12 protein-coding genes, 1 tRNA gene and 1 pseudogene are annotated in these 10,527 nt (G+C 68.4%); 7 read left to right on the top strand and 7 right to left on the bottom strand.

Features of this window, described 5'->3' with window-relative positions; translation table 11 throughout:
* The first annotated feature begins 152 nt into the window (after nt 1-152).
* Nucleotides 153-237, top strand: a tRNA-Leu gene (locus AC13HU_RS21665).
* 298 nt (nt 238-535) lie between these two features.
* Here AC13HU_RS21665 and AC13HU_RS21660 read toward each other — a convergent pair.
* Nucleotides 536-2,146, bottom strand: a complete 1,611-nt coding sequence (locus AC13HU_RS21660) for a carboxylesterase/lipase family protein (RefSeq protein ID WP_483043574.1) — start codon at nt 2,144-2,146, stop codon at nt 536-538.
* Nucleotides 2,147-2,217: 71 nt separating this feature from the next.
* Complete coding sequence (locus tag AC13HU_RS21655; RefSeq protein ID WP_483043573.1) at nt 2,218-2,361, bottom strand: hypothetical protein; 144 nt, start codon at nt 2,359-2,361, stop codon at nt 2,218-2,220.
* A gap of 309 nt (nt 2,362-2,670) precedes the next feature.
* Here AC13HU_RS21655 and AC13HU_RS21650 point away from each other — a divergent pair, with 309 nt between their 5' ends.
* Entirely contained in the window at nt 2,671-3,360 is a 690-nt protein-coding gene (locus AC13HU_RS21650) for a biliverdin-producing heme oxygenase (RefSeq protein ID WP_483043572.1), read from the top strand.
* A 307-nt stretch (nt 3,361-3,667) separates the two neighbouring features.
* Here the strand turns inward: AC13HU_RS21650 and AC13HU_RS21645 are convergent, their stop codons facing one another.
* The 3 genes from AC13HU_RS21645 to AC13HU_RS21635 form a co-directional block, all read right to left on the bottom strand.
* Nucleotides 3,668-3,892, bottom strand: coding sequence for a DUF397 domain-containing protein (locus AC13HU_RS21645; protein WP_483043571.1), 225 nt, complete (start codon nt 3,890-3,892; stop codon nt 3,668-3,670).
* A 94-nt stretch (nt 3,893-3,986) separates the two neighbouring features.
* Nucleotides 3,987-4,181, bottom strand: a complete 195-nt coding sequence (locus AC13HU_RS21640) for a DUF397 domain-containing protein (RefSeq protein WP_483043570.1) — start codon at nt 4,179-4,181, stop codon at nt 3,987-3,989.
* Nucleotides 4,182-4,195: 14 nt separating this feature from the next.
* The gene (locus tag AC13HU_RS21635) at nt 4,196-5,026 is read right to left on the bottom strand and encodes a helix-turn-helix domain-containing protein (RefSeq protein ID WP_483043569.1); all 831 of its coding nucleotides are present in this window, start codon (nt 5,024-5,026) and stop codon (nt 4,196-4,198) included.
* Between the two features lie 258 nt (nt 5,027-5,284).
* On the opposite strand from AC13HU_RS21635, the gene AC13HU_RS21630 reads away from it, so the two are divergent.
* The 5 genes from AC13HU_RS21630 (at nt 5,285) to AC13HU_RS21610 (ending at nt 9,406) form a co-directional block, all read left to right on the top strand.
* Nucleotides 5,285-5,785: an ATP-binding protein gene (locus tag AC13HU_RS21630; RefSeq protein ID WP_483043575.1), complete on the top strand. Its 501-nt coding sequence runs from the start codon at nt 5,285-5,287 to the stop codon at nt 5,783-5,785.
* Nucleotides 5,761-6,738 carry a helix-turn-helix domain-containing protein gene (locus AC13HU_RS21625; protein WP_483043568.1) on the top strand — a complete coding sequence of 326 codons (978 nt, stop codon included), beginning with the start codon at nt 5,761-5,763 and terminating at the stop codon, nt 6,736-6,738. Before AC13HU_RS21630 ends, AC13HU_RS21625 begins: the two co-directional genes overlap by 25 nt.
* Before the next feature lie 340 nt (nt 6,739-7,078).
* Nucleotides 7,079-7,303 carry a hypothetical protein gene (locus AC13HU_RS21620; protein ID WP_483043567.1) on the top strand — a complete coding sequence of 75 codons (225 nt, stop codon included), beginning with the start codon at nt 7,079-7,081 and terminating at the stop codon, nt 7,301-7,303.
* Nucleotides 7,304-7,307: 4 nt separating this feature from the next.
* On the top strand, nt 7,308-8,285 hold the full coding sequence (locus AC13HU_RS21615) for an MvdC/MvdD family ATP grasp protein (protein WP_483043566.1): 978 nt from the start codon (nt 7,308-7,310) through the stop codon (nt 8,283-8,285).
* Nucleotides 8,282-9,406, top strand: coding sequence for a methyltransferase domain-containing protein (locus tag AC13HU_RS21610; RefSeq protein WP_483043565.1), 1,125 nt, complete (start codon nt 8,282-8,284; stop codon nt 9,404-9,406). The genes AC13HU_RS21615 and AC13HU_RS21610 overlap by 4 nt, the downstream gene beginning before the upstream one ends.
* 42 nt (nt 9,407-9,448) lie before the next feature.
* On the opposite strand, the pseudogene AC13HU_RS21605 reads toward AC13HU_RS21610, so the two are convergent.
* Both AC13HU_RS21605 and AC13HU_RS21600 read right to left on the bottom strand, forming a co-directional pair.
* Nucleotides 9,449-9,565: pseudogene (locus tag AC13HU_RS21605) on the bottom strand (JmjC domain-containing protein); the annotation flags it as partial.
* 41 nt (nt 9,566-9,606) lie between these two features.
* Nucleotides 9,607-10,362, bottom strand: coding sequence for a methyltransferase domain-containing protein (locus AC13HU_RS21600; RefSeq protein ID WP_483043564.1), 756 nt, complete (start codon nt 10,360-10,362; stop codon nt 9,607-9,609).
* Between the last annotated feature and the right edge of the window lie 165 nt (nt 10,363-10,527).

The following is a 10,527-nucleotide window of genomic DNA, read 5'->3' as shown; positions in this document are numbered from 1 at the left end:
GGGAGGGCACGGCGGGCCGTACGCCCTTCCGGCCCTCGACCCGACCCCCTCGACCCGCGCCCGGCCGCCGCCTCCGGCCGTGATTTCCGGGTCTGGATCTTTGCTATGGTTTACCTCGTCGCCCCGGCCCCTTCGCCGCGGTGACACACCCGGTCCGGGTGGCGGAATGGCAGACGCGCTAGCTTGAGGTGCTAGTGCCCTTTATCGGGCGTGGGGGTTCAAGTCCCCCCTCGGACACATATGGGACGTTCACGAGATCGTCCGCGCACCATAGCTACACAATCGTCCGGGTCGAGATCCACTTCGACCCGGACGATTTGCTGTGCGGGGTGGTAGGTCAGCCGCAACCCCGGGTCCGGCTCCGGCTCCGACCCGAGTCCGCTTGGATCCAGGCGGCTTCGAAGTCGGGGATCGCGACGAGGGGTTCGTGGGCGGTCTTCTCCGACCAGACCCAGCTGACGGTCATTGCCGCGACCGCCCGCTGGTGGACGAGGCGGCCGGCGGCCCGCGCTGCTTCGGCGCGACTTCTCTGCTGCTATCGGATGGTCGCCCAGAACGGGCATTGGTGTTGGGCAGCCACGTTCGCCTCGCGAATCCGGTCCGGCACGAACTGCATCTGGCCGGTGCCCCGGACGGTCCCCGCGTCCCATTTCGGTGCTCCGGCGTGGTTGGGGTCGCCGGTGCGGGCGAAGCCGGCCCAGTACTCGACCATCGTCGCTCCCATCGCCTGTTGCGCCTTCGTCTTCAACAGGTAGTGGCCGCCCAGGTCGAACAGCGACGGCAGGTCGCTGCCGTGGGCGGCTCCCATGGGCAGCCCGGGGATGTCGAACCCGTTCACGTCGGGGGCGTTCGGATCCGCGAACTCGTTCGGGTACACGGTAGTGTGTGCGGCCAGGTAGCGGTCGGCGGTGGCTGTCTGGCAGGCCCACGTCGCGTCGGTGATGAGGGTGGCCCAGGCCATTGGCGGCGACGCGTACCGGGACAGTGGGTAACGGGCCGCCACCCGGTCCGCGTTGGTGCCGAAGGTGGTGCGGAGCATGGTCGGGTAGTTCTTGTCGGTGATGGTCAGCGTCGGGTCGGCAAGCATGGCGCCGCCTACGAACGGGCGTGCCTCGTCCCGGTTTCCTCCGGAGATCACCGGCACGTGGAGGAACCGTCCCTCCCGCAGCGCTGTCGCCGGGTTCCGCGGTAGCAGCGGGGTGTCGTAGGCGAGGTGGTCGGCGAAGTCCTCGGTGAGCGGGAGCAGGTCGGCGGTGGGTTTGGCTCGCATGCAGGACAGTTCGCTGGTCGGGCATCCGATGCTCCGGGCGGCTGTGACGCCGTCTGCCTGGTCCTGCCGCAGCGAGGTGTACGGCGTCTGCTGCGGTGCGCTCGGGTACAGGCCGCCGGTCGGCCAGTCCAGGAGGCACGACCCGGACGAGATGCTCGCCTTGTCGACCAGGCCCCGCGCCTGCGGAGAGGTGAGCGTCGCGCACGCGGACATACCGCCCGCGGACTCGCCGAAGACGGTGATGTTGTGCGGGTCGCCGCCGAAGACCGCGGCGTTGCGTTGGGCCCACCGCGTGCCGGCGAGCTGGTCCTCCAGCCCGAAGTCGCCTGATCCGGGAAGACCGGGCAAGCCGAAGTAGCCGAAGATGCCCAGCCGGTAGTTGAGCGTCACCACGATGACGTTGCCCTGGGCCGCCAGCCGGTCGGCGTTGTAGACACTGCCGGCGCCGCTGGTGTAGCCGCCGCCGTGCCACCACACCATGACCGGCAGCCTGGCGCCCGGCACTTCCCGGCGCGGCGTGGTGACGTTGACGAACAGGCAGTCCTCGTCCGTCGAGGCGGGCTGCCCCGGGGACGCCGCCTGCGGGCAGCCGCTGCCGGGCCGGGTGGCGTCTCGGACACCGGACCACCGGGGTGCGGGCCGCGGCGGGGCCCAACGCAGCCCGCCGACCGGCGGTTTCGCGTAGGGCACACCCAGGAAGTGCCGGGCCGTCGCGGTCGAGTCACCCCGCAGCAGCCCGGTGTCCACCCGTACGGTGATCGGCGCGTCCGTCGGCGCCGACGGTAGCGCGACTGCTGCCGGGGCATCCTGGGCACGGCCCGCGGTGACCAGCGCAACCAGTGCCGCCGCGACGGCAAGGACCGAACGGAGTCTCATGACTCCCCATTTCACGTAGATGACGTCGAAGTCCCGGAACCGGCCCCGTGCCCTCCGGCAGGGGAACCGCATCACGTCCGCGGTGCCGCCGGTGCCCACGTGGCGCCCGCCCACGCCGGCATGGCCGCGCTCGTCGTGGAGGAGCGCACGTGCAGGGCGCAGGCGGCCATGCCGATACCGAAAGCGATCAGCGTGGTGATGGCACGGGGGTGCATGGAGTGCTCCCTACCGGCGGCGGACCGTCCTCCGCTGATGAAGTCATCGGCTGCCCCACAGCGCTTCTCCACCGCGGGTCCCTCGAACGAGTGGGGAAGAATGGGCCGACAGCATGCGGGGATGACGAAGGCTTTGTCGTCACTGCTAAGGCGAACTCCGTGATCCGGCGCCTCCGGGTGTGCGTATCGCCGGGTGCGGCCGCGACTCTGAACGAGTGACAATCCGAATCGTTGAGTCCGGTAGGCGGTATGTGTGGGGTGCGCGCCGCGGCGAGACACGTCTGGCGCCGGACGACCGTGGAGGATGCCGTGGAACCGAGCTCCGCACCGGAACGAACCGAGGGCTCGGCGCGCCTGTCGGGGCTGATGCGGGTCGCGATGCGAGCCGAACACGACAGCACCCGGCAGTCACCCTTCATGGCCGATCTTCTCGGAGGCCGGCTGGACGCGGCGGCGTTCACCGCGTTGTCGCGCCAACTCTGGTTCGTCTACGGCGAACTGGAGGCCGCCGCGGAGGCGCTTCGCGATCATCCGCTGGTGGGACCGCTGTTGGACCCGGGATTGTCGCGGGTCGCCGCGTTGGAGCGCGACCTGGCACACCTTGACGGGCCCTGCTGGAGGCAAACCCTGGTGCCGGTTCCGGCGACCCGCGTCTACTGCGCACGGGTCGCCGAGGTCGCCCGGACCTGGCCGGCCGGGTATGTGGCCCACCACTACACCCGCTACATGGGCGACCTCGCCGGCGGCCAGATCGTCCGCGACCTCGCCGCCACGGCCTGGGGCCACACCCACGAGGGCGCGCTGTTCTACCACTTCGACCACGTCACCGATCCCCCCGCCTACCGACGCCGCTACCGGACCGTCCTGGACACGCTGCCAGTGGCCGGTGACGAGTCCCATCGGATTGCCCGCGAGGTCACCCACGCCTTCCGTCTCAACGGGGCGATGTTCCACGACCTGGCCACAGCCCATGCCCGCGCCACTGCCGCGGATCGATGACCTTGCGCTCGAACGAAGTAGTGCTGCCTGGCTGCGTGGCGCTGTGCAGCACGCTCGTCGGCCACCGATCCGACCGGCAGTTGGCCGAATCCGAGGTTCCAGTGCGTCACATCGGACCCACCGGCGTACATGGGGATGTCATCCGAATAGATGTACTTCTGGGTCTCCCAGTCCTGCCGGCCGGAGTTGAACGTGTAGTCGCCGGACGTACGGGCGCCCGTCGGGCAGGGCGCATTACCGTCCCCAACGCGCTCGGCCCCCGCTCTTGGGTGAGCGGGGGCCGGTCCGTCCCTTGCGGGGAACGGTGTCAGGGAAGGAGAAGGTTGCGCTGACCGTCGCACACGCTCTTGGTGAAGAGTTCGTAGTCCTTCTCGGAGATGATCAGCACCTTGGCGTCGGGGGCGCCCACGTCCACGGAGTCGCGCAGCGCGACAACCCCGTCCACGAACGCGACCTCCAGGCAGTTGTTTCCAGCGTCGGACATCTCGCTCCTGGCCCAGACGGCGTTGGTGAGATCGACCTGCTTGTTCATGCGCGGCGCTCCTTGATCGGCTCGTGGATGGCGCGGTACGAAGCTGGGCTGTCGAGTGCCTGGGGTGGAGTCGTGTCCGGCGGAAGGGGGCGGGTCAGGCGCCCAGGGTGGGGAAGTGGTCGGCCTTTATGGCGTTCACGAAGCTTTGCCACTGCTCGGGCTCGAAGGCGAGGGCTGGTCCTGCGGTGTCCTTGGAGTCACGGCAGCCGACCAGCTCACCGCGGAGCCGCGTCTCGACGCAGTCGCCGTTCTGGCCGCTGTAGCTGCTCTTGAACCAGTTCTCTCGCATCTGGGTAGCTCTCTCTACTGACGGAGCTGCTTCGCAACTTCGCCTATGAAGACCTGTGAATCGATGGGGCTCAACGCTGCGGCGCGCAACCGGTCAAAGACATCCCCGTAGTAGCCGGTGTCTTCCGGGGTTTCCAAGTAGGAGTGCGCCGTGTGACTCTCCAACACGACCACTTCCATCTCCGAGGGATCGGGGAAGCGGTAGACGCTGAAGGAGAACGGCCCGCCCCGGTAGGCTCCCGCGGCAAAGGGTAGTACCTGCAACGTGAGGTTCGGTAGCTCGGACAGGGCCATGAGGTGCCTGAGCTGGTCGTACAGCACCTCTGGCCCGCCGTTCTGCTGACGCAGGGCGCTCTCGCCGAGGATGATCCACGCTTCCAGCGGCGCTTCGCTACGAGTGAGTGCCACCTGCCGTTCCATGCGGACGCTCACCCTGGCCCGCCACTTCTCGCTCAGCGGCCCGGGCTCACCGGCTCCAATCACCGCCTCCGCGTACGCCTCCGTCTGGAGCAGGCCGTGCACGATCCCCGGCACGAAGGCTCTCAGGTGGGTCACATCCTCCTCCAGGCCGACCAAGTCCAGGAAGTCATCCGGCAGTTGGTCCTCCAGCGAACGCCACCAGCGGCGCTTGCGGCTCTCCCGAGCGAGGAGGAGCCAACCTTCCCGGTCCTTGGGGTCGGTGATGCCGTACAGGTCGAGCAACAGGCGCAGGTCGACCTGACGGATGCCGGACTCGCCCTTCTCGATCCGGAAGATCTTCGACAGGTCGCAGGCCAACTCGCGTGCGGCATCCTCCTGCTCCAACCCCGTGTCCAGCCGTAGCCGGCGGAGGTTCGCCGCCAGCACGCGCCTGCGAACCGTCGGACGCTGTACAACTGCCATGGCCCCTCCAAGAGTTGCGCATTGGCGAATACGCCAATCCATCTATCTGCCGTTCAATTAAGTTGCAACACTTGCAACTTGCGGCCTCTCGGGTCCATGCCATCGGCAACGAAGCCGCCACTCACGGTGTTGAACTCGTTACGCAGTTATGTGCAGGGAGGGTGATCATGGGTCCGACGGGCCGTCACTCCAACAGGCTGGACCTGGCGTGCGAGCCTTCCGCTGTCGGCCCTGCTCGGAGGCACGTCGGGGACACGCTCAAGTGCTGGGGGTTATCCGGAGAGGTGTCGTTACGCTGGGACCGTTGTCACCGAGCTGATCAGCAACGCCGTTCGCCACGCGGGAAGTTCCGCTGATCCGTTCGACGGCGATCGGGGCCGGCCGTCGGTCGTACGCCGGTGCGCTGTGACCATGTGGGTGACGAATACGCGGCTGCACCTCGCGGTGTGGGACCAGAGCGTCGCACGCCCCGTACTGCGGCCCATCTCCTTCGATACCGAGGGCGGCCGTGGGCTCCACGTGGTTGCCGGCCTCTCCGAGGGGCGTTGGGGCGCCGTGCTGACCAGGCCCGAAGGGAAAGTCGTCTGGGCCGCGCTTCCCCTCACCGCCGAGTGCCGCCATCGCCTGACGCGGATCGGCTCGTTATCGGGGAACGCCCACCACCCTCACGAACCACACCGTAGGAAAGGGGTATCCGCATGGGCAGCGGCGACAAGGGCATGATCAGTTGGGAGTGTCTGTCGGCGCGGGAGTTGTACGCGAGCGAACTGGCCTACCGGCGGCAGCAGTCGGGGATGACGTTGATGCAGCTCGCGGAGGCGTGCCGCTACGAACAGTCGTACCTGCACCGGTTGGAGCACGGGGAGCGGCTGGGGACGGTGGAGGCGGCCGGCGCCCTGGACCGGGTGTACGGGACCGGGACGCTGCTGGTGAAGCTGTGGCACCTGGCCAAGCGGGAGTCCAAGGACCGGCTGCTGCTGGGGCTCGCGCCGCTGGAACTCGACGCGGTCAGCATCCAGGAGTACGCCGTCAGCGCTGTCCCCGACCTCCTCCAGACCCGCGCCTACGCGCAGGAGCAGCTGCACATGACGCGCCTGAGCAAGGAGCAGGTGGAGGCGCAGGTGGCGGCCCGGCTCGCTCGGCAGGAGCGTCTGACCGGCCCGGCCCCGGCACACTACCGGGCGTTGATCGACGAAGCCGTGCTGCGGCGCAGGGCGCGGAACCCGCAGACGTGGTCGGCGCAGGTGGAACACCTCATCGAGGCGGCCCAGCAGCCGGACATCTCGCTGCACGTGGTGCCGTTCGGGGCCGGGCCGCACCACATCCGCAACGCGCTGGAGCTGGTCTACTTTCGTGACGGGCCCACCGTGGCGTACACGCAGGGCAGTTGGAGCGGCCACCTCACCGAGGACCCGGAAGAAGTCGAGCCGCTGCGGTTGGCGTACGACGTCCTGCGGGACACCGCCCTCACCCCGGCACAATCGCCGACGTTCCTGCGCACCTGCTCAGCGAGCACAACGCGAGCGAACCGTCGAAGGACGCCCAACCGTGAACGGCACGGACACGAGGCCCAGCGGAAGCCGGAAGTTCCAGCGGCGTCCGTCGCGGCTGAACCGGTAACCCGAAACGGTCAGTTGAGCGCGGGAGAAGGCGGGGCCGACCAATCGAGGGCTTGACCCCGCGCTCGGGATCTCCGAACAGTTGACGGGCGAGCTCGAATCCGGCCGGCGCAGCGCCACCCCGGTCAACCTCGCGACGATCGCCGACGCGCTCAACTGTCCCACCGTCGCCTCGGAGCGGAAACCAACTTGCGCACAAGGTCGCTGACCCTCAGATCTCCACGCCCGCGATGCCCATGACGAGTCTGTCGCAGACCGTCGCAACAACCTCGCGGACGTGGTGTTTCCGCCCGCGACGTGCGGGCAGCTCATTACCATCCGTCCTCAAAGGAGGCTGTACGAAGTGATTGCGACTCTCGTACCTTTCGGTGTCAAAGCACCGGCTCCCACGTTCGTGGTGAACATCGATCCCTCGACGTTCACGTACGACGAGACCCGCCAGGTGAACATCACGACCGACGGTGGCCTGTGGGCTGACGAGCCCATCGCCGCCTCGTCCACGGCGACCAACAACGACACTACGCCCGGCAACCCGCCGGATGAAGGGCCCGACCCGTACGTCTTCTCCGAACCTGAGCCGGAGCGCGCCCCGTCGGCTCACCTGCTCACAATGACGGCATGAGGCGATGAGCACACCGCGTGGACATGTGCTCGTCGTTGCCGAACAACTCGATCCGACGGCCGACCTCGTAGTCCAGGCTCTCAACGAGCGCAATGTGCCTGTCTTGCGATTCGACCTGGCCGAGTTCCCCCAGTCCGTCACGCTCGCAGCCGAACATCAGGCTGAAGCGTCCGGATGGGCCGGCACTTTGGTGAGACGTGGGCGCGCGGTGAAACTTCAGGGCGTCCGGGCCGTCTACTACAGACGGCCCGGGCTTCCCACCATTGCACCAGGGGTCGCAGAGGTCTACCGGGACTGGGCCGTGTCCCAGGCGCTGGTCGGAATGGTGCAGGTCCTTTCCTCCCTGCCGGTCGCGTGGATGCACCACCCGGACGTCTACCGGGCCAGTGCGCACAAACCGGGGCAACTCGTTGCCGCCACGTCCGCCGGCCTCCGAGTTCCTCGGTCCTTCATCGGCAACGACCTGGCAGCCGCCCGGCGCTGGGGCCGTGCCATTGGCGGCCCGCTCGCGTCCAAGCCCATCGCAGCGGCATCGCTGCACATGCCCGACTCGCCGCCCACAATGATCCCGACCCGCCGCATCGAGGTGTCGGACCTCGATGAATCGCTGGAGCTGACCGCGCACTACCTTCAGGAGTGGATCCCGAAGGACTACGAAGTGCGGCTGACCGTGGTCGGCCGGCGCATGTTCCCCGTGGCAATTCACGCCAACAGCGACAGTGCCAAGGCCGACTGGCGCAGTGACTACGATGCGCTGGAGTACGAGCCGATCTCGATCCCGGACGAGGTCACCGAGGGCGTCCACCGCTTCATGGCCGGCTACCGGTTGAACTACGGAGCGTTCGACTTCGCCGTCCTGTCGGATGGCCAATGGGTCTTCTACGAGTGCAACCCCGCCGGCCAGTGGCAGTTCATCGCCGCGGCCACAGGTCTTCCCATCGCCGAGGCGCACGCCTCCCTGCTGTCAGGAGCGATCACTTGAGCTGTATCGACGACCAGGCCACGAAAGCACTGCGCGCCGCGCTCGCGCAGCGGCTCGCGGACGACAGCTCGCTGCGATCTCCCGAGTGGCGCGCGGCCGTCGAGGAGACCCCGCGCCATATCTACGTGCCGGTCTTCTATCGGCAGGTTGGAGGCATCTGGGAAGCGGTCACCGCGGAATCCCCCGGGTACTTCGACACCGTGTACGGAAGCGAGGCCCTGACCACACAAGTCACCAACGGCCACGCCACGTCGTCTTCGAGCCAACCGAGCCTGATGCTCGACATGCTGGAAGCGCTCGGCGTCGAGGACGGTGACCGGGTCGGTGAGGGCGCTACGGGCACCGGATACAACGGCGGGCTGATCTGCCACCGGGTCGGCGACAAGAACTTCATCACGATCGAGGTCGATCCGGCGCTGTCCCGACTCGCCGAGACACGGCTTCGTGCGTGCGGTTACTCGCCGCGCGTGGTGGCCGGAGACGCACGGAAGGGCTTCCCGGGCGACCCGACGTTGGACCGCCTCATCGTGACGTGCGGCTTTGACGCCTTTCCGTACGCGCTGGCGCGGGGCATTCGGGAGGGCGGCGTCGTGGTGTGCCCCCTGGGGTGGGGCAACGCCCGACTGGTCATGGACGCCAACGGTGTACTGGAGGGCCACTTCCTGGCCGGGGGCTCGTACTTCATGAAGGCCCGCGACGAGGGCGACACCGGGAGCGTCCCGTATCCCCGCGACGCCGGCCCCTTCACACAGCACACCGCCGAGATCGATCACCGCGATCTGAACGGCGAGGGCTTCCCCTTCGTGCGGTCCCTCGTCCTGGGGGAGTTCGGTGAAGCAACGGAGCTGGACGAGGACGGCAACACCATCGGGTACCGGGTCTGGACACGGGACGGGTCCCTTGCCCGGCTGGAGGGCGCCAAGGTCAAGCAGGCCGGCCCCCGGAAGCTGTGGAACACGCTGGAACTCGCCCACTCCTGGTACGAGTCCCACGGGCATCCGCCGCGCGAACGCTTCGGCGCGACCATCACCCGTGATCAGCAGTCCTACTGGCTGGGCGAACCCGGGAACATCCTTCCCCCGCCGGTCATGAGCGAGCGAACCGAGCCACCGGGCGTGTGAGGGGCAAGCGCGGGGAACGTCCCTGCGCAACGCGAGGGACGCCATACCCCACAGGCGCCACCGCTTTGAGCCGTGCAGTTGCACGACGACGACATCATGGTCGTCCCAGTGCCGGCCGAAGCCCTCCCGCCCCGTCCACGAGGCGTAGGCGTTGACCTGCTCGGCCCGCCCAGGACACTGCCGGTCGGCGTGCTCCGTCGTCACCGGCTCAGCACGTTGGACGGGTCGTCCAGCCAGGGGACCTGCCCGTCGGCCGACACCGTGAGGCCGAACCGATGGAAGTCGGGGCGCCCCTGCTGCTGCCACCAGCGGAACGCCGCCTCCGCCTCGTCCCACAGTCGCCGGCGACCGGACTGGTGGACGGTCGCCTCCTTGCTGCCGTCGCGGAAGACCACGACCGCCCACGACGTGTCCGTCAGGCTGTAGAACCACACCGGCCGCTTCCCCGCCTGTTTGCGATCCGGGGTGTGCGTGCAGTCCGGCACCTGCAAACCGACCGCGAACGCCTCCACGTCGAAACTGCCGGTCAGGAACTCCGCTTCGGTGATCGTCGTGGTGGACTTTTCCGCGTCGCCTGTGCCCTGCGCAGGAACGTAGCTGCCGTGCTCGGGACGGGTCAGGCGCTGGGACCGCATCCGCATGAAGTTGACCGGGCGGGTGAAGTGCCCGGACGCACTCCTCCCGTCCTCGGCGACCACCAACCGCGCCGTGGCCTCGGTGTATCCGTAGTACGTCCCCCAGGGAACGACGATCACGCCACCAGGGGTGGTCTGGCATACCCAGTTGAACAGGCCGGACCGCAGGCCACACGTGGCGATCACTCGATCGTAGGGTGCGGACGGCGGATAGCCGAGCAAGCCGTCACCGGTGATGACGCGCACGTTGCCGTAGCCGGCATGCCGCAAAGCCCGTTGCGCCGCCTCGGACACGGCCGGGTCCAACTCCACCGACACCACGTTCTCGGCGCCGACCTTCTACCGGGCTCGGCGGCAGGCCGCTCCCGCCGAGCCCGCCGCGCCCGCCGTTCGCCCGTTCGCCCGTTCGCCCGGCGACGACGAAGGGGCCACGCCAGGACCTCCGGGGGCGGGCCACCGGGAGCGGCGCGGGCATATACGTAGCGC

This window comes from Streptomyces sp. NH27 (assembly GCF_056859195.1).
Note: the sequence above shows the minus strand (reverse complement) of the source record. Positions and strands in the feature narration are given on the sequence as shown.

Excerpts from the sequence above, each read along its gene's own strand:
- AC13HU_RS21660 (WP_483043574.1), bottom strand. The coding sequence starts at position 2,146 with ATGAGACTCCGTTCGGTCCTTGCCGTCGCGGCGGCACTGGTTGCGCTG.
- AC13HU_RS21655 (WP_483043573.1), bottom strand. The coding sequence starts at position 2,361 with ATGCACCCCCGTGCCATCACCACGCTGATCGCTTTCGGTATCGGCATG.
- AC13HU_RS21645 (WP_483043571.1), bottom strand. The coding sequence starts at position 3,892 with ATGAACAAGCAGGTCGATCTCACCAACGCCGTCTGGGCCAGGAGCGAG.
- AC13HU_RS21640 (WP_483043570.1), bottom strand. The coding sequence starts at position 4,181 with ATGCGAGAGAACTGGTTCAAGAGCAGCTACAGCGGCCAGAACGGCGAC.
- AC13HU_RS21625 (WP_483043568.1), top strand. The coding sequence starts at position 5,761 with ATGGGCAGCGGCGACAAGGGCATGATCAGTTGGGAGTGTCTGTCGGCG.
- AC13HU_RS21615 (WP_483043566.1), top strand. The coding sequence starts at position 7,308 with ATGAGCACACCGCGTGGACATGTGCTCGTCGTTGCCGAACAACTCGAT.